Consider the following 16,421-nt stretch of genomic DNA (forward strand, 5'->3'; position numbering starts at 1 on the left):
TCAGCACGACGAACGGGTATTCGACGCGCCAGTCGGTCGCGTCGGTCACGTGCGACACGCGCGACAGCCCGTCGAAGCGGATGTTGTCCTTCTGCGTGCAGCGGCCGAGCGCCTTGGTCGCGCGGCGGCGCAGCTCCGCCATCTTGTCGAATTCGTCCGTGAATTCGTCGACCGCGCGCTGCGCGGCGGTTTCGAGCATCTCGACGCGCGATGCGCGTTCGCGGCCGGCGTCGTCGCGGTGCGCGGTGAGATCGGCGCTGCGGCGCTTGCCGATCTCGGTCAGGCGGTGGTTCAGCGCCTCGATCAGCAGCGCGCGGCGCTTCGGGTTGTCGAGCAGGTCGTCCTGCAGGTACGGGTTGCGACGCACGACCCAGATGTCGCCGAGCACTTCATACAGCATCCGTGCCGAGCGGCCCGTGCGGCGCTCGGCGCGCAGTTCGTCGAGCACCGCCCACGCCTCTTCGCCGAGCAGGCGGATCACGATCTCGCGATCCGAGAAGGACGTGTAGTTGTAGGGAATCTCGCGCAAGCGGGGCGCGGGGTCGGCGGCGACGGTGGCGGCCGCGCCATGCGGATCGAAAACTTGTGGTGCGTTCATGTTCGGACGACTCGGAGGGCCGATATCCCGTGCACGGGCGTCGGCAAGCGCGTGGGCGCAATCTTGGGGAAATCTGTTCTGTTACCAGGCGCGCGGCTGTCCTTCATGGGGCCGGAGCGGGCGACTCGCCCCTCCTGGCCGGCGACAGGGCCTGGCGGCACTCGGGATCATCAGCACGATCGCGCGCGGCGCGCATGCCGTTCGGCCGCGGGGCTGGCTGCGCGCGGCGTCGGCTTCAACGGTGCGATCCGAGGGTGCCTCTGCATCTTCCGAATCCTTGATTCAAAACGGAATTCTAACCCATGATCGCGCCGCCCGTGACACGCCGGACAGGTCGTGGGGCTATCGCCGCGAGCCGCGCCGGGCGGGGCTCGCGGCGGTTTCGCGCGACCATTCGCCGTCCGTCCGGTCGGTAACCATGCGGTTAAGCCGGTAAAGCGCGCCGGTAAAAAGCGGCGCCCCGGCGGCGGGAATGCCCTGCCCGCGCGCACACGCGGCCGCTCATGACCACCCGCCCGGCATGCCGCTTGCGTGCGGGCGGACCCTTGGCGCTATCATTGACCCTTTACCGTCTGCATCCGCACTGCACGCGAGCGCCCATGGCATCCCACGATTACCTGAAGAAAATCCTCACCGCGCGCGTCTACGACGTCGCGATCGAGACGGAACTCGAACCGGCCCGCAACCTGTCGGCCCGGCTGCGCAACGCCGTTTACCTGAAGCGCGAGGACAACCAGCCGGTGTTCTCGTTCAAGCTGCGCGGCGCGTACAACAAGATGGCGCACATTCCGGCGGACGCGCTCGCGCGCGGCGTGATCACGGCGTCGGCCGGCAACCATGCGCAGGGCGTCGCGTTCTCGGCGGCGCGGATGGGCGTCAAGGCCGTGATCGTCGTACCGGTCACGACGCCGCAGGTGAAGGTCGACGCGGTGCGCGCGCACGGCGGCCCGAGCGTCGAGGTGATCCAGGCGGGCGAATCGTACAGCGACGCGTACGCGCACGCGGTCAAGGTGCAGCAGGCGCGCGACCTCACGTTCGTCCACCCGTTCGACGACCCGTACGTGATCGCCGGCCAGGGCACGATCGCGATGGAGATCCTGCGCCAGCACCAGGGCCCGATCCACGCGATCTTCGTGCCGATCGGCGGCGGCGGGCTCGCGTCCGGCGTCGCCGCGTACGTGAAGGCGGTGCGCCCGGAGATCAAGGTGATCGGCGTGCAGGCCGAGGATTCGTGCGCGATGGCGCAATCGCTGAACGCCGGCGAGCGCATCGAGCTGAGCGAAGTCGGGCTGTTCGCGGACGGCACCGCGGTGAAGCTCGTCGGCGAGGAAACCTTCCGGCTGTGCCGCGAATTCCTCGACGGCGTCGTGACGGTCAACACCGACGCGCTGTGCGCGGCGATCAAGGACGTGTTCCAGGACACGCGCAGCGTGCTCGAGCCGTCCGGCGCGCTCGCGGTCGCGGGCGCGAAGCTGTACGCGGAACGCGAAGGCATCGAGAACCAGACGCTCGTCGCGGTCACGTCCGGCGCGAACATGAATTTCGACCGGATGCGCTTCGTCGCCGAACGCGCCGAGGTCGGCGAGGCGCGCGAAGCCGTGTTCGCGGTCACGATCCCCGAGGAACGCGGCAGCTTCAAGCGCTTCTGCTCGCTGGTCGGCGATCGCAACGTCACCGAGTTCAACTACCGGATCGCCGATGCGCAATCCGCGCACATCTTCGTCGGCGTGCAGATCAAGCGCCGCGGCGAATCGGCGGAGATCGCCGCGAACTTCGAGTCGCACGGCTTCAAGAGCGTCGACCTGACGCACGACGAGCTGTCGAAGGAACACATCCGCTACATGGTCGGCGGCCGCTCGCCGCTCGCGCTCGACGAGCGCCTGTTCCGCTTCGAATTCCCGGAACGGCCGGGCGCGCTGATGAAGTTCCTGTCGTCGATGGCGCCGGACTGGAACATCAGCCTGTTCCACTACCGCAACCAGGGCGCGGACTACAGCTCGATCCTCGTCGGGCTGCAGGTGCCGCAGGCCGATCGCGCCGAATTCGAACGCTTCCTCGCAGCGCTCGGCTATCCGTATGTCGAAGAGAGCGCCAACCCGGCTTACCGCCTCTTCCTGTCGTAAAGGTTTCGTGCAATGAATCCCGAACACTCCCCGCTCGGCAAGGCCACCGTCTACGCGGCGCAGTACGACGCGTCGCTGCTGTTCCCGATTCCGCGCGCCGGAGCGCGCGCGCAGCTCGGCATCACGTCGGCGCTGCCGTTCTTCGGCACCGACATCTGGAACGCATACGAGCTGTCGTGGCTCAACGCACGCGGCAAGCCGCAGGTCGCGATCGCGACGTTCTACGTGCCGGCCGAATCGCCGAACATCGTCGAATCGAAGTCGTTCAAGCTGTATCTCGGCTCGTTCGCGCAGTCGAAGTTCGACTCGGTCGACGCGGTGCGCGACGTGCTGAAGCGCGACGTGTCGGCCGCGTGCGGCGCGAGCGTATCGGTGCAGTTGGTGTCGGCGCACGATTTCCGCAAGCTGGAGATGGACGAGCTCGACGGACTGTCGCTCGACCGGCTCGATCTCGACACCGACGTGTACGAACCCGATCCGTCGCTGCTGTCGGCCGCCGAGGATGAAGCGCCGGTCGAGGAGACGCTCGTGTCCGACCTGCTGCGCTCGAACTGCCCGGTCACCGGCCAGCCCGACTGGGGCAGCGTGCAAATCCACTACGTCGGGCCGCAGATCGATCATGCGGGGCTGCTGCGCTACATCATCTCGTTCCGTAATCACACGGGCTTTCACGAGCAGTGCGTCGAGCGGATCTTTCTCGACATCCTGCATGCGTGCAAACCGGTGAAGCTCGCGGTGTATGCGCGCTATACGCGCCGCGGCGGGCTCGACATCAACCCGTTCCGCACGAATTACAACCAGCCGATGCCGGATAACGCGCGGACGGCGCGGCAGTGAATGAGTGGGTTGGCGGACATTTTCGGTCCGCCAACTCCGCCTGCGTGCGGAAAGCGCGCTTCTCTAATTCGGTGCGAATACGTCGGCCCGGCACTTCGGACAATACAGGTGGATTGTTCGACCATCGTCCACGGAAATGAAGCCTCGCCTTGCCTGGTCTATTCTCCATTTCGCCGCGCCACCACCCGCCAGACGCGCTTCGCCTTCGGCATAGCAACGCGCCGCGTCCAGGTCATGGCTGTACGCCCGTTCTGTTACGCGGCCCGCACGCTTGAAAAATGCGCTGACATCTGCACGCCGAAGAACAAACGTACGACACATATCCGCCGTTTCGTCCCCGCTGATGTCAGCCGACCATGCATCGTTCCTGAAGATTTCGACTGACTCCGGCACGACAATGGGTAGCGCGCCGCCAGGCGATAACCTATTGGACAGCGTGCCCGCAAGCGCACCGTGGTCGGTCAAGAGCGCCAAAGTCAAAACTGCGATCCAGATCACCATTGCCCCCCGGCGGCGTCCGTGGGGTTCTTCCGCAAGCCGCGACGTACACTGTCACCTGTCCCGCGCCGGCAAGCCGCCAAAGGTGCGTGCAAAGTTGCTCTCGATATAGGCCAGCGCACGCGTCAGCGCGTCGTGGTCTTCGTACAGATCGACAAGCGCGTCCTCATCGAGCGAATCTGGACCGATGCGCTTGATCTGTTCAAGCCGCAGACGGATGGTTTCCATCAGTACGGCGCATTCGCCCATCAGCAATGGTACGGCCATGTCGGCTGGAATTTCTGCTGGGTCACCTGAAGTCGTTTCAATTCACCTTTTGACAATAAGTAGCCTACTCCCGCAGCAAACCGATGAATTTGGCAAACGGCATGTTGCCGGGAGGCGCCGACCTGTGATGCCCCTCAATCAAGGCATGCGCCTTACCAAACACAGCCCCAAGAGCAATTACGCATTGCCCGGCATCCGCCAGACACCGCGCCTGTTCGAATATCCGATGTTTCACGGCAGCGCGGCCAATCGCGCGGCGTCCCATCTCCTTTCCACGGCTGCACGATGCAGCATCGCGAGCGTAATCGGTTCCCGTTTGAAGTCGTGCGGCTTTCGGAGCACCCATCGCAGGAATAGCGAATAGAGCAACCCTTCGCCTTCCATTAGGAAATATCTGTGGAAATCGAAATCCCCCGTATCCACAGCAAACCGTTCAAAAAAGTGCCCCATGAAATCGTTGGCTTCGTCGCCGGTTTGACCCAGGTCTTCCCAGAGCCGAGTGCCAGCGGCGAGCGGCTTCGATGGGCCGAGCCCTGCCTCCGACCTGACAAAGGCCTCGATCTCGTCCCAACTCACGTTTTCCATCGGAACACCCTATCCTCGCGTTTGACCAGGCTGTTGTATCTGGAGACCGTGCCGTGAACGATCGCGAACACGTCACGCGCAAGCAGCGCCCAACCCACGCCGGGAACGGCACGTCCGACGAACACGCTGAGCTTACGGGTCAAGATGATCCGAAACGACTTGATACTCTGCAGCGTGACGGTGGGTAAAATCTTCCTGTTCAACTGGTATCGGAAAATCGATCGAGCCATGACGGATGCGACGGACGTTCCTTTCGTCGCGCCGCCGAATTTCTGCCGCGTCGGCAAAACCGGCCAGCCCGCGAGAATCAGGATCAGAGCTTCGACATCGTCGATCCCGGCCCGTGCACACGTCTCTTCTACAGCCACGAAAAAGAAAAGCTCGGCGGGAGTGAGATCCGAATGAACGCTGTCGCGGTATGTATTGCTCGACATGGTGCGACTTCACGAAATCGTTGATCGGGAAGACGACCATACCCAGCAATCCGCTTAGTCTGCTCGTTCGAATTTCACGATGCCGGTTGCGAATTACGCGCCCATCACTGCCGTCACCCGTCAGACGGACCTATCGTCTCGCGCTCTCATCGACAGGATTCTATTCAAAGTGTAAAAATTCAGTGCCAACGCAACAAGGCCGGTGCACATCAATGCACCGGCCTTGTTGTACAGCTTCCGCCCTCGCCGCGTTACTTCACCGGCGGCTTGTACGCGATGCAATCGACCTCGACCTTGCAGTCGATGACCATACTCGACTGCACGCAGGCCCGCGCCGGCGGGTTCTCGCCGAAGTACGACACGAAGACCTTGTTGAACGACGCGAAATCGCGTGCGTCGTCGAGCCATACGCCACAGCGCACGACGTGCTCGAGGCCGTAGCCGGCTTCCTTCAGGATCGCGATCACGTTCTCGATCGTCTGCTTCGACTGCGTGACGATCCCGCCTTCGACGACCTCGCCGTTCACCATTGGCGTCTGGCCCGACACGTACAGCCAGCCGTCCGCCTCGACCGCACGCGCGAACGGCATCACCTGGCCGCCGGTCCCCTTCGCTTCGCCCACGCCATATCGCTTCATCGTTTCACTCCTCAAATTTCGGTTACGGATGCGCGCGCCGACAGCGGCGCGCGCGGAAGATCGAAATGCACACGTTCAGAACGCCGCATCGGCACTCGCGGGCACGCGCTCGCCGCGCGCGACGAAACCGCCGGCGCGCTCGCCGGTCGGCTGGCCGTTTTCGTACGTCAGCACGCCGTTCACCCACACCGCGTCGATTCCGTGCGCGGGCTGTTGCGGCTTCTCGAACGTCGCCGCGTCGATCACGCTCGCCGGATCGAACAGCACGAGATCCGCGTGGTAGCCGACGTGCACCTCGCCGCGCTTCGCGATCCCGTAGCGGCGCGCGGACAGCGACGTCATCTTGCGGATCGCCTCCTCGAGCGGCAGCAGGTTCGTATCGCGCACGTAGTGACCGAGCACACGCGGAAACGCGCCCCATAGCCGCGGATGCGGCAGCGGATCGTTCGGCAGCCCGTCGGAGCCGACCATCGTCGCCGGATGCGACAGGATTCGGCGCACGTCGTCTTCGGACATGTTGTGGTACACGGCGCCCGCGGGCCGGATGCGCTGCGCGGCTTCCTGCTCGGTCACGCCCCAGTCGGCCGCGATCGCCTTCAGCAGCTTGCCCGCGACTTCCGGGTGCGGCTCCGACCACGTGATCGTGATGTCGATGTCGCCCGTCACCTGCTTCAGGTCGAGCGTCGACGAGCTGCGGCTGTACGGATAGCAGTCGCAGCCGACCGGCTGGTAGCGGCGCGCGCCTTCGAGTGACGCGAGCACTTCGGTGCTGCGCCCCCAGTTCGACGGGCCCGCGCACTTCAGGTGCGAGATCACGACCGGCACCCGCGCGTGGCGGCCGACGCGATAGGCCTCGTCCATCGCGTCGAGGATCGCGTCGAACTCGGTGCGCATGTGCGTCGTATACAGCGCGCCGGCCTTGGCGAGCGGCTCGGCGAGCGCCATCACTTCCTCGGCCGGCGCCGCGAACGCGGAGCCGTACGCGAGGCCCGACGACAGGCCGAGCGCGCCGTTCGCGAGCGCTTCCTCGAGCTGCGCGCGCATGCCGGCGATCTCGCCGTCGGTCGCCGCGCGGTCGAGGCGGTCCATCTGGTTATTGCGCAGCGCCGTATGGCCGACGAGCGCCGCGACGTTCACGGCCGGGCGCGCAACGTTCACGGCCGCGACGTAAGCGGCGAAGGTCGGGTACTGGAACGCGCCGCGCTCGCCGAGCAGGTTCATCGGGTCGGGCGGATCGCCCGCGAGCGTCACCGGCGATGCGCTGATCCCGCAGTTGCCGACGATCACGGTCGTCACGCCCTGCGAGATCTTCGGGATCATCTCCGGCGCACGGATCACGTGCGTGTCGTCATGCGTGTGCACGTCGACGAACCCCGGCGCGAGCGCACGGCCGTTCGCGTCGACGACGTGCTCGGCCAGCCAGTTCGACAGGTTGCCAATCGCCGCGATCAGGCCGTTGCGGATCGCGACGTCGCGCATGACGGGCGGCGCGCCGGTGCCGTCGTACAGTTGCGCGCCGACGATCAGCGTATCGGCGGCTTCGGGATGCGAATGCATGGTCAGTCTCCTACCGGTTGACGGTCTCCGCCGCCACGGTGCGCATCGAGCGCGTGTTTGATGCGGCGCAGCGATTCCCGGCCCGCATCGCCGAGCCGCAACGCGACGCCGGTGACGAGCACGTCGATCGCCATCATCATCGCGTAGCGCGACGTCGACGGCTTGTAGATGAAATCGGTTTCGAACGCGACGACGGGAATCAGGTGGTCGGCGAGCTTCGCGAGCGGCGACGCCGGCGCGGTGATCGCGATCAGCTTCGCGCCATAGCGCTTCGCGAGCCGACAGCTTTCGAGCAGCTCGGGCACGCGCCCGCTCACCGACAACGCGACGACGACGGTATCGCTCGACAGCGTCGCGGCCACCATCCGCTGCAACAAGCTGTCCTGGTAGCTCGCGACCGGCCGGCCGAAGCGCACGAGCCGGAAGCGCAACTCGTCGGCCAGCGCGGTCGAGCCGCCGCCCTGCCCGTACACGTAGGTCATCTTCGCGCCGGCGAGCAGGTCGGCCGCCGCGTCGAACGACGTGTTGCGCAACAGCTGGTGGTTGTGCGCGAGCGCCACGCGGATCTCGTCGTAGACCATCGACGCAGGGTTCGCGTCGTCGGCCGGCGCGTCGTCGGACGGCACCAGAAAGCGCTGGCCGACCGCCGCCGCCTGCGCGACGAGCACCTTCAGTTCGCGCACGTCGCGGCAGCCGACGGCCTTCGCGAAACGCGTGACCGTCGCGACGCTGACCTCCGCGTCGCGCGCGAGCGCGCCGATGCTCGCATGCGCGGCGCGCGCCAGATCGGCGAGGATGAACGCGGCGACCTTGCGTTCGGCCTCGCGCAGCTCGGGCGCGCACTCGGCGATCCGCGCGACGATGTCGAGGACCGGCGGGGCGACCTGAGCCGGATAAGGCTCGGCGGCGAGCGGAGTGGGCGGGGAAGCGGGCGTGTTCATCGACGGAAAAGGGTATGAAGCCTGATGTTATTAAATAACATCACCGCGCCGATGCTACTTTCTGTACCATCTGCATGTCAACTTCAGTGCAATGCATAGTGATGATGGAGCGGGATGACATGAAAGTTACAAACTATCAGGAAGCGACGATCGATCCGTTCGGCAAGGGTCTGGGCAATGTGCCGAGCGCGAGCGTGCCGCTCGGCGACGCGGGCCGGCTCGAATGGAACCTGCTCGCGGAAGACGTCAGCCTGCCGGCCGCCGTGCTTTACGAGGATCGCGTCGAGCACAACCTGAACTGGATGCAGGCGTTCGTGCAGAAATACGGCGTCAAGTTCGCGCCGCACGGCAAGACGACGATGGCGCCACAGTTGTTCCGCCGACAGCTCGACGCCGGCGCGTGGGGCATCACGCTCGCGACCGCGCACCAGACGCAGGCCGCGTATCACGGCGGCGTGCGGCGCGTGCTGCTCGCGAACCAGTTGGTCGGCCGCCAGAACATGACGATCATCGCGGGGCTGCTGTCCGATCCCGATTTCGAATTCTTCTGTCTCGTCGATTCCGCGGAAAGCGTCGACCAGCTCGGCCGCTTCTTCGGCGACGCGAAGAAATCGCTGAACTTGCTGATCGAACTCGGCGTGCCGGGCGGCCGCGCGGGCGTGCGCGATGCCGCGCAGCGCGAGGCCGTGCTGGCCGCGATCGCGCGCTATCCGGACACGCTGAAGCTGGCCGGCATCGAACTCTATGAAGGCGTGCTGAAAGAGGAAGGCGAGATCCGCGCGTTCCTGCAACAGGCGGTCGCGCTCACGCGCGAGCTGGCCGAAGCCGGCCGCTTCGCGCGCACGCCGGCGATCCTGTCCGGCGCCGGTTCGGCGTGGTACGACGTGGTCGCGGAGGAATTCAGGAAGGCGTCCGACGCGGGCTTCGCGGAAGTCGTGCTGCGGCCGGGCTGCTACCTGACGCACGACGTCGGCATCTACAAGAAGGCGCAGACCGACGTGTTCGCGCGCAACCCGATCGCCCGTTCGATGGGCGAAGGGCTGCTGCCGGCGCTGCAGCTGTGGGCGTACGTGCAGTCGGTGCCGGAAGCCGATCGCGCAATCGTCGCGCTCGGCAAGCGCGATGCGGCGTTCGATGCGGGCCTGCCCGAGCCGGCGCGCCACTTCCGCCCGGGCCGCGACACCGCGCCGCGCGACGTCGCCGCCGCCGAAGGCTGGGCCGTCACCGGGATGATGGACCAGCACGCGTACCTGCAGATCCCGCCGGGCGCGGACGTGAAGGTCGGCGACATGGTCGCGTTCGACATCTCGCACCCGTGCCTGACGTTCGACAAGTGGCGCCAGGTGCTCGTGCTCGATCCTCAGTTCCGCGTGACGGAAGTCGTCGAAACCTTCTTCTGACGCCCGCCGCGCGCGACGCCGCCTTGCCGCTCGCGCGGGGCGGCCGTCACGCGCGCTTCAATCTGGGGGAGTACACTGCGCTTTCGTCCTCGGGGCCCGTCGCGGCCGTCATGCACGGCGCGACCGGGCCTTCAACGCTGCTTCACTGGAGAAAGCCATGGCCGCGAAGAAGATCCTGTTCCTGACCGGCGATTTCGCCGAAGACTACGAAACGATGGTGCCGTTCCAGGCGCTGCAGGCCGTCGGCCACCACGTCGATGCAGTCTGCCCGGGCAAGCGCGCGGGCGACAAGATCAAGACCGCGATCCACGATTTCGAGGGCGACCAGACCTATACCGAGAAGCCCGGCCACCACTTCACGCTGAACGCGGCATTCGACGACGTCGATGCGGCACGCTACGACGCGCTCGCGATCGCGGGCGGCCGTGCGCCCGAATATCTGCGACTCGATCCGAAGGTGATTTCGCTCGTGCGCGAGTTCGCCGAAGCCGGCAAGCCGATCGCGGCGATCTGCCATGCGGCGCAACTGCTCGCGGCCGCCGACGTGATCCGCGGAAAACGCATTTCGGCGTACCCGGCCTGCGCGCCGGAGGTGAAGCTCGCGGGCGGCGAATACGCGGACATCCCGGTCGACGCGGCCGTGACCGACGCACCGTTCGTCACCGCGCCCGCATGGCCCGCGCATCCGGCGTGGCTCGCGCAGTTCCTCGCGCTGCTCGGCACGCGCATCGAGCTGTAAAGCTGCGCCCCATCGGAATGAAATGAAGCGATGGCCGGCGGCACGGACGTGCCGCCCGGCTCCGCGGATCAACGCGCGACCGGCGTCGACCCGACGTCCGCGATCCGCGATTCCAGCATCGCGAGCGCACCCGACAGTGCATTGAGCACGTCGTCCGGCAACTGCGCCATCGTCTGTTCGAGAAACGCCTTGCGGCGCGGCAGGCATGCGTCGAACGCGGCGCGGCCTGCGTCCGTCAGCGTGACGTTGGTCACGCGGTTGTCGCGCGCGTCCGATTCGCGTTCGATCCAGCCGAGCGCGTCGAGCGACTTCAACTGGCGCGTGAGCGCGCCCGGATCGATGCGCAGCACTTCGACGAGCTTCTTCTGCGACGCATGCCCGTCCATCGTATGCAGCGCGACCATGATGCGCCAGCGCGGCATCGGCTGCCCGACGTGCGCCTCGAACGCGGTCATGAAGGCGCGATACGTGCGTCCGAATTGCTGCAAGATCGCGACGCGGTCCTGTTCTTCCATGCGCTGATTTCGTTCCGGTGAATCGTTGAGTCGTCGAATCGCTCGCCCGATCGGTCAATCGGCCGCGACGTGCGGTTCGATCTTGCGCCGCAGCGCGATCGGCGGCACGCGGCGGCACTGCCACACCGACACCACGGCGACGACGGCCGCCATCGCGACGCCCAGGTGAATCGCGCCGACCAGCGATTCGCGGGCCGCCTCCAGCAGCAGCGCGCCATTATGCCCGGCACGCGTCAACTCCGCGACAAGGCCGCCCTGCGCCGCGCGATCGATCAGGATCTGCGGATCGGCGAGCCGCGCGTGCCACTGCATCGCCTGATCGGCGGACAGCGCGCTGCGCACGCCGCTCGAATACATCTGATTGACGAGCGTGCCCGTGAGCGCGGTGCCGAGCATCCCGCCGACCATCCGCAGCGACTGCAGCAGCGCGGTCGCGATGCCGAGGTGCTCGCGGCCGGCCGTCTGCTGCGCGAACACGGTGAGGTTCGGCAGCACGAAGCCGAGCCCGATGCCGCCCGCGACCATCAGCGCCATCAGCCCCCACGCGGGCGTCGTGTGGGTCGACACGACGATGCCCGCGCACGCGATGGCGAACAGCACGAAGCCGACGTGCAGCATCGTGTTCGGGTTGCGAATGCGCGTGACGACGCGGCCGTTCATGATGCTGCCGATCGTGATGAACACGACGAGCGGCGTGATCACGAGCCCGGCCTCCTTCGGCGACATCCCGAAGCCGCCCTGGAACAGCAGCGGCGCGTAGAACAGCAGCGAGAACATCGAGAACCCGGCGAGGATCGCGAGTACGAACAGCGCGGACAGCGCGCGATTGCCGAACATGTCGAACGGCAGAATCGGCTGCGCGCAGCGCTTCTCCCAGTGCCACAGGCCGAGGCCCGCCGCGACCGCGACGACGAGCAGCAGCGACGCCCAGCTCGCGACGCCGTACTTCGGCAGCCATTCGACGAACAGTTGCAGCGCGCCGAGCGACAGCGCGATCAGGAGCGCGCCCGGCCAGTCGAGCCGCATCTTGCGATCGTGCGCGACGTGGCGCAGGTGCGGCAGGTAGCGCCACACGAAGATCAACGACAGGATGCCGATCGGCAGGTTCACATAGAACACCGAACGCCAGCCGAACGACTGGGTCAGGAAGCCGCCGAGCGACGGCCCGACCGCGTTCGCGATGCCGAAGGCGGAACTCATCAGCACCTGCCAGCGCAGCCGCACGACGGAATCCGGAAACAGGTCGGGAATGCACGCGAACGCGGTGCCGACCAGCATCCCGCCGCCGATCCCCTGCAGCCCGCGCGCGAGCACGAGGGTCAGCATGTCGTTGGCCATTCCGCACAGCACCGATGCGCCGGTGAACACGACGATCGACACGATCACGAACGGCTTGCGGCCGTAATAGTCGCCGAGGCGGCCGAAAATCGGCACCGTGATCACGGAACTGAGCAGGTAGGAGGTCGCGACCCACGCGTACAGGTCGAAACCGCGGAGTTCGGCGACGATGGTCGGCAGCGCGGTGCCGACGACCGTCTGGTCCAGCGCGACCAGCATGGTGACGAACGAGATCCCGATCATCGCGAGCAGCGATTCGCGGAACGGCAGGACTTGCCCGCTCGAATGGTGGGCGGCAGTATGAACGGCCATTTTTTGTCGACGCAACTTTTGCCGGGTCAAATAATCTCAAAATTCTAGCATGCCGGAGTAATCTAGGCTGGCGAGGGTTCAGCGCCCGTTCACGCCAAGGAGAAAGATGGAACCGATTTCAATCACCCCCGCGACGGCGCTGTCGGCCGACGATCGGGACGCGCTGCGCCGCGCGAAGCAGGTGCTGGAAAGCCCGTCGCTGACGATGAAGCTGACGGGCGTGCTCGGCGCGCCGGTCGAAAAAATGATCGCGCGGCTGCCGGACTTCGCGACCGGCAAGATCAACGATGCGACCCAGCTCGCGCTGCGCAAGTGTCTGAACATCGCGCTGCGCACGCTCGGCAAGCCGCAGGCGCCGGACGCGGAGCCCGAGAAGCCGAGCAACCTGCTGCACAAGCTCGCGGTCGCGACGACCGGCGCGGCGGGCGGCGCGTTCGGCTTTCTCGCGCTGCCGGTCGAACTGCCGGTAACGACCACGCTGATCTTCCGCTCGGTGTGCGACATCGCGCGCAGCGAGGGCGAGGACCTGACGTCGGTCGATACGCAGTTGCAATGCCTGGCCGTGCTCGGCATGGGCGGCAACCCGGACAAGCAGGAGGAGGACGCCGATCTCGGCTATTTCGTGCTGCGCGGCGCGCTCGCGCAGGCGATCTCGAAGGCGTCGTCGGACATCACGGCCAAAGGCATCGCCGCGCACAGCTCGGCGGCCGTGTTCAAGCTCGTGCAGACGGTGGCGTCGCGCTTCTCGGTGCAGGTGACCGAGCAGATGGCCGCGAAGTCGATCCCGGCGATCGGCGCCGTGCTCGGCGCGACCGTCAACACGCTGTTCATCGACCACTTCCAGCAGATGGCGCACGGCCACTTCACCGTGCGCCGGCTCGAACGCAAGTACGGTTCGGTGGCCGTCAAGGCCGCCTATCAGGCGACCGACGCCTCGCCCGCACGCTGAACCGCGCGCTCGACCGCGACGCGGCGCACGAACGCGGCCGCGCGGTCAAGCGCGTCGCGTGCTTCCGGCACCATGGGTGCGTACAACTGCCATACGTGCGGCATGTCGGGCCACACCTCGATGTCCACCTGAACGCCGGCCGCCTTCGCCTTCTCGGCAACGCGGCGCGAATCGTCGAGCAGCACCTCGGTGCTGCCGACCTGGATGTATAGCGGCGGCAGGCCCGTGAAATCCGCGTAGAGCGGCGATGCGTACGGATGCGTCGCCGGCGCGTCGCCGAGATACAGCTTCGCGGCCTTCGGCAGCGCCGCGGCCGCGAACATCGGATCGCGGCCGTCGTTGCCGCGCATCGTGTCGCCGGTGCCGGCGAGGTCCGTCCACGGCGAGAACAGGATCGCGCCGGCCGGCAGCGGCTCGCCGCGGTCGCGCAGCGCGACGAGCGTCGCGAGTGCGAGGCCGCCGCCCGCCGAATCGCCGCCGAACACGATCGACTCGGGCGGCGTGCCGAGCGCCAGCAGTTCGTGGTACGCGGCGAGCGCATCGTCGAGTGCGGCCGGGAAGCGGTTTTCGGGCGCGAGCCGGTAGTCGAGCGAGAAGGAACGCACGCCCGCGCGCTTCGTCAGCCCGAACACCAGCGGGCGGTGGGTTTTCGTCGAACAGAAGTAGTAGCCGCCGCCATGGAAATACAGCAGCGTGCGGCCGGGACCGCGCGCGGCGCCCGAGTCGGCGCGCTCGAGCCATTCGCCGCGCAGCGGTGCGTCGCCCGGGCCGTAGCACTGGCGCAGCCGGTAGCCCGACGGCGGGCGGCGCGGCACGATCATCCGCAGGTCGGTAAAGCGCCGGGCACGCGCGGGGTCGAGCACCTCGCGCGTGGTTTCCGGACGAAACTGCCAGCGCAGCAGCCAGCAGGCGAACTTGCTTTGCCAACTCATCGGACGCACTCCGTCATCAGAATGTGACGATGGTACGGGCGAACGCTCGCGCGTCGCTCGACAAGTGCCTCTACATCAAACGCCGGCGCTCAGTTCGCCGGCATCACCTGGCCGCGGATCTCGCCGGACGGGTGCTCCTTCGTATGGATGTTGAAGTACCACTTGCCGCCCATCAGGTCGGTGACCTGCTCGTCGGTGAGCGCCTTCGAACCCTTGATGGGGCTCGCCAGCTCGTCCTTCGGAATCGGCACCTGCACGCCGGCGTTCTGGCCGACCGGCGCGGGCCCGTGGAAATGCGCGGCCGTGGCCGGCCCGGTGAGGTGCGCATAAGTGACCGTCCACTGCAGCGTATGGGTGGCCGTATCGTAAGTGGCGTCGACGGCGCCCGAGCCCTGGGTCGCCGTCGGCGGCACTTCGCTCGACGGCTGCAGACTGGCGGACAGGCGCACCGTTTCGGCAGCGGCGCTGCCGGCGGCCAGCACGCCCGCCAACAACGCAACCTGGAGCAAACGCAGCTTGAGCATGGAGTCTCCTTGTACGACGTGGTACGCCGCCGGAACGGGGCGCTACGCATGATGGTAGTCGATCGCCGTCGCGCCGGCAGTCCGCCGAACGGCCATGCCGCGAATCGCCGCCCCGCCCGTCGGCGCGCCGCACGTGGCCGGCGATCCGGCGCGACGCCGCTCGCCCCGGTCTGCGTCAGTCTGGAACAGACCTTTGCAGCCTGATGGCTGAATCCAGGCGCGGCGTTTCGCTACACTTCGTTCCACAGTTGCTTGTTTCCTTCGTCCGAAGGAGTCTGCGAGTATTCACGCGGCAACCCGGCCGCGTTTTTTTTGCGTGCGCCGCGCGTCACGCGCGGTAACCCGGATCGATCCGGTCGACGATCCGCTGCAGCGCGTCGAACGCGTCCTGCCCCGCGCCATGCTTCGGATCGAAATTCAGCGAATCGCGCACGCACCCTTCGAGCACGGGCGGCGCAATCGGCAGCGCATCGCCGATCGCATGCGTCGCGACCTGTACCTCGCACGCACGGTTGAGCAGCCACATCAGCGCAAACGTCTGCGCGAGCGTCGCGCCGATCGTCACGGGCCCGTGGTTGCGCAGCAGCAGCACGGGGCGCCCGCCCGCGCTGTCGACGATGCGCCGGCCTTCCTCGAGATGCACGGTGATGCCTTCGAAGTCGTGATACGCGATCTTCCCGTACAACTGCGCCGAATAGAAATTCGAGAACGACAGCCCGTCGCGCGAGCAGCATACGGCCATCGTCGGTGTCGTGTGCACGTGCATCACGCAGTGCGCATCGGGCAGCGCCGCATGGATCGCGCTGTGGAACGTGAAGCCGGCCGGATTGATCGGCCAGTCGGAATGGCCGATCACGTTGCCGTCGATGTCGATCTTCACGAGGTTCGACGCGCACACCTCGCGGTAATGGAGCCCGAACGGGTTGATCAGGAAATGGCCATCCTCGCCCGGCACGCGCAGCGAGATATGGTTGTAGATCAGCTCGGTCCAGCCGAGATGATCGAAGATCCGGTAGGCGGCCGCGAGCTGCACCCGCGCCTGCCATTCGGCTTCGGAGAAGCGCGCGGGGCGCGTGAACGGCTGGTTCGGTACACGTTGCATGGGGAACTCCGGTTGTGGCGGCGAGCGGCGAGCGGCGCTGCGCATCGTCCATCGCCTGCCGGCGCCGCAAGCGATGCATGCGCCGCGTATGGCCGCATGTGCGGCGCGCCGTTCCGGCCCGCATTGCGCAAG

The 16,421-nt window shown here is 66.8% G+C and carries 18 protein-coding genes; 6 read left to right on the forward strand and 12 right to left on the reverse strand.

The genetic code is table 11. The annotated features are described in order from the left end of the window. On the reverse strand, positions 1-598 hold a 598-nt coding region (locus QZM72_RS33225; RefSeq protein WP_301740226.1), incomplete at its 3' end, for a DUF3683 domain-containing protein. 599 nt (positions 599-1,197) lie between these two features. On the opposite strand from QZM72_RS33225, the gene ilvA reads away from it, so the two are divergent. The 3 genes from ilvA to QZM72_RS33240 all read left to right on the forward strand — a co-directional run bounded on the left by ilvA (position 1,198) and on the right by QZM72_RS33240 (position 3,942). Continuing rightward, positions 1,198-2,721 carry a threonine ammonia-lyase, biosynthetic gene (gene ilvA / locus QZM72_RS33230; RefSeq protein WP_089468420.1) on the forward strand — a complete coding sequence of 508 codons (1,524 nt, stop codon included), beginning with the start codon at positions 1,198-1,200 and terminating at the stop codon, positions 2,719-2,721. Between the two features lie 12 nt (positions 2,722-2,733). Then, positions 2,734-3,558 (forward strand): NADPH-dependent 7-cyano-7-deazaguanine reductase QueF, encoded by an 825-nt coding sequence (gene queF, locus QZM72_RS33235; protein ID WP_089468421.1) that lies wholly within the window; start codon positions 2,734-2,736, stop codon positions 3,556-3,558. A 108-nt stretch (positions 3,559-3,666) separates the two neighbouring features. Then, a complete protein-coding gene (locus QZM72_RS33240; protein WP_144030108.1) occupies positions 3,667-3,942 on the forward strand; it encodes a hypothetical protein in 276 nt (91 codons plus the stop codon). A gap of 168 nt (positions 3,943-4,110) precedes the next feature. Here QZM72_RS33240 and QZM72_RS33245 read toward each other — a convergent pair whose 3' ends face one another. From QZM72_RS33245 to QZM72_RS33270, 6 genes are all read right to left on the reverse strand, one after another. Beyond that, positions 4,111-4,323 (reverse strand): hypothetical protein, encoded by a 213-nt coding sequence (locus QZM72_RS33245; RefSeq protein WP_089468422.1) that lies wholly within the window; start codon positions 4,321-4,323, stop codon positions 4,111-4,113. A gap of 231 nt (positions 4,324-4,554) precedes the next feature. Next, the gene (locus QZM72_RS33250; RefSeq protein WP_089468423.1) at positions 4,555-4,908 is read right to left on the reverse strand and encodes a DUF1493 family protein; all 354 of its coding nucleotides are present in this window, start codon (positions 4,906-4,908) and stop codon (positions 4,555-4,557) included. After that, entirely contained in the window at positions 4,896-5,342 is a 447-nt protein-coding gene (locus QZM72_RS33255; protein ID WP_301740227.1) for an STM2901 family protein, read from the reverse strand. The genes QZM72_RS33250 and QZM72_RS33255 overlap by 13 nt, the downstream gene beginning before the upstream one ends. A 251-nt stretch (positions 5,343-5,593) precedes the next feature. Further along, positions 5,594-5,980: a RidA family protein gene (locus tag QZM72_RS33260; protein WP_050016655.1), complete on the reverse strand. Its 387-nt coding sequence runs from the start codon at positions 5,978-5,980 to the stop codon at positions 5,594-5,596. Between the two features lie 75 nt (positions 5,981-6,055). Further along, positions 6,056-7,537, reverse strand: coding sequence for an amidohydrolase family protein (locus tag QZM72_RS33265; RefSeq protein ID WP_301740228.1), 1,482 nt, complete (start codon positions 7,535-7,537; stop codon positions 6,056-6,058). A 2-nt stretch (positions 7,538-7,539) separates the two neighbouring features. After that, on the reverse strand, positions 7,540-8,478 hold the full coding sequence (locus QZM72_RS33270) for a MurR/RpiR family transcriptional regulator (protein WP_089468426.1): 939 nt from the start codon (positions 8,476-8,478) through the stop codon (positions 7,540-7,542). A gap of 119 nt (positions 8,479-8,597) precedes the next feature. Here QZM72_RS33270 and QZM72_RS33275 point away from each other — a divergent pair, with 119 nt between their 5' ends. Together QZM72_RS33275 and QZM72_RS33280 are read left to right on the forward strand one after the other, a co-directional pair. Beyond that, entirely contained in the window at positions 8,598-9,878 is a 1,281-nt protein-coding gene (locus QZM72_RS33275) for an amino acid deaminase (RefSeq protein ID WP_301740229.1), read from the forward strand. Positions 9,879-10,035: 157 nt separating this feature from the next. Beyond that, positions 10,036-10,617 carry a DJ-1/PfpI family protein gene (locus QZM72_RS33280; protein ID WP_089435629.1) on the forward strand — a complete coding sequence of 194 codons (582 nt, stop codon included), beginning with the start codon at positions 10,036-10,038 and terminating at the stop codon, positions 10,615-10,617. 68 nt (positions 10,618-10,685) lie between these two features. On the opposite strand, the gene QZM72_RS33285 is transcribed toward QZM72_RS33280, so the two are convergent. Beyond that, the gene (locus tag QZM72_RS33285) at positions 10,686-11,132 is read right to left on the reverse strand and encodes a MarR family winged helix-turn-helix transcriptional regulator (RefSeq protein ID WP_069620876.1); all 447 of its coding nucleotides are present in this window, start codon (positions 11,130-11,132) and stop codon (positions 10,686-10,688) included. Between the two features lie 54 nt (positions 11,133-11,186). Beyond that, positions 11,187-12,782, reverse strand: coding sequence for an MDR family MFS transporter (locus QZM72_RS33290; RefSeq protein WP_089468428.1), 1,596 nt, complete (start codon positions 12,780-12,782; stop codon positions 11,187-11,189). 106 nt (positions 12,783-12,888) lie between these two features. Here QZM72_RS33290 and QZM72_RS33295 point away from each other — a divergent pair, with 106 nt between their 5' ends. Beyond that, positions 12,889-13,731, forward strand: a complete 843-nt coding sequence (locus QZM72_RS33295; RefSeq protein ID WP_301740230.1) for an EcsC family protein — start codon at positions 12,889-12,891, stop codon at positions 13,729-13,731. Here the strand turns inward: QZM72_RS33295 and QZM72_RS33300 are convergent. The 3 genes from QZM72_RS33300 to QZM72_RS33310 form a co-directional block, all read right to left on the reverse strand. After that, a complete protein-coding gene (locus tag QZM72_RS33300) occupies positions 13,701-14,663 on the reverse strand; it encodes an alpha/beta hydrolase (RefSeq protein WP_301740231.1) in 963 nt (320 codons plus the stop codon). The two genes, QZM72_RS33295 and QZM72_RS33300, sit on opposite strands and share 31 nt — an antisense overlap. Positions 14,664-14,752: 89 nt before the next feature. After that, the gene (locus tag QZM72_RS33305; RefSeq protein WP_301740232.1) at positions 14,753-15,187 is read right to left on the reverse strand and encodes a CHRD domain-containing protein; all 435 of its coding nucleotides are present in this window, start codon (positions 15,185-15,187) and stop codon (positions 14,753-14,755) included. 328 nt (positions 15,188-15,515) lie between these two features. After that, positions 15,516-16,289, reverse strand: coding sequence for a class II aldolase/adducin family protein (locus tag QZM72_RS33310; RefSeq protein WP_089468432.1), 774 nt, complete (start codon positions 16,287-16,289; stop codon positions 15,516-15,518). Positions 16,290-16,421: the final 132 nt, after the last annotated feature.

The organism is Burkholderia sp. AU45388 (assembly GCF_030481585.1).
Taxonomy (GTDB): Bacteria; Pseudomonadota; Gammaproteobacteria; order Burkholderiales; family Burkholderiaceae; genus Burkholderia; species Burkholderia sola.

What these genes read in the sequence shown, in the direction of transcription:
- ilvA (WP_089468420.1), top strand. Translation starts at nt 1,198, where the DNA reads ATGGCATCCCACGATTACCTGAAGAAAATCCTCACCGCGCGCGTCTAC.
- queF (WP_089468421.1), top strand. Translation starts at nt 2,734, where the DNA reads ATGAATCCCGAACACTCCCCGCTCGGCAAGGCCACCGTCTACGCGGCG.
- QZM72_RS33245 (WP_089468422.1), bottom strand. Translation starts at nt 4,323, where the DNA reads ATGGCCGTACCATTGCTGATGGGCGAATGCGCCGTACTGATGGAAACC.
- QZM72_RS33250 (WP_089468423.1), bottom strand. Translation starts at nt 4,908, where the DNA reads ATGGAAAACGTGAGTTGGGACGAGATCGAGGCCTTTGTCAGGTCGGAG.
- QZM72_RS33255 (WP_301740227.1), bottom strand. Translation starts at nt 5,342, where the DNA reads ATGTCGAGCAATACATACCGCGACAGCGTTCATTCGGATCTCACTCCC.
- QZM72_RS33260 (WP_050016655.1), bottom strand. Translation starts at nt 5,980, where the DNA reads ATGAAGCGATATGGCGTGGGCGAAGCGAAGGGGACCGGCGGCCAGGTG.
- QZM72_RS33265 (WP_301740228.1), bottom strand. Translation starts at nt 7,537, where the DNA reads ATGCATTCGCATCCCGAAGCCGCCGATACGCTGATCGTCGGCGCGCAA.
- QZM72_RS33270 (WP_089468426.1), bottom strand. Translation starts at nt 8,478, where the DNA reads ATGAACACGCCCGCTTCCCCGCCCACTCCGCTCGCCGCCGAGCCTTAT.
- QZM72_RS33275 (WP_301740229.1), top strand. Translation starts at nt 8,598, where the DNA reads ATGAAAGTTACAAACTATCAGGAAGCGACGATCGATCCGTTCGGCAAG.
- QZM72_RS33280 (WP_089435629.1), top strand. Translation starts at nt 10,036, where the DNA reads ATGGCCGCGAAGAAGATCCTGTTCCTGACCGGCGATTTCGCCGAAGAC.
- QZM72_RS33285 (WP_069620876.1), bottom strand. Translation starts at nt 11,132, where the DNA reads ATGGAAGAACAGGACCGCGTCGCGATCTTGCAGCAATTCGGACGCACG.
- QZM72_RS33290 (WP_089468428.1), bottom strand. Translation starts at nt 12,782, where the DNA reads ATGGCCGTTCATACTGCCGCCCACCATTCGAGCGGGCAAGTCCTGCCG.
- QZM72_RS33295 (WP_301740230.1), top strand. Translation starts at nt 12,889, where the DNA reads ATGGAACCGATTTCAATCACCCCCGCGACGGCGCTGTCGGCCGACGAT.
- QZM72_RS33300 (WP_301740231.1), bottom strand. Translation starts at nt 14,663, where the DNA reads ATGAGTTGGCAAAGCAAGTTCGCCTGCTGGCTGCTGCGCTGGCAGTTT.
- QZM72_RS33305 (WP_301740232.1), bottom strand. Translation starts at nt 15,187, where the DNA reads ATGCTCAAGCTGCGTTTGCTCCAGGTTGCGTTGTTGGCGGGCGTGCTG.
- QZM72_RS33310 (WP_089468432.1), bottom strand. Translation starts at nt 16,289, where the DNA reads ATGCAACGTGTACCGAACCAGCCGTTCACGCGCCCCGCGCGCTTCTCC.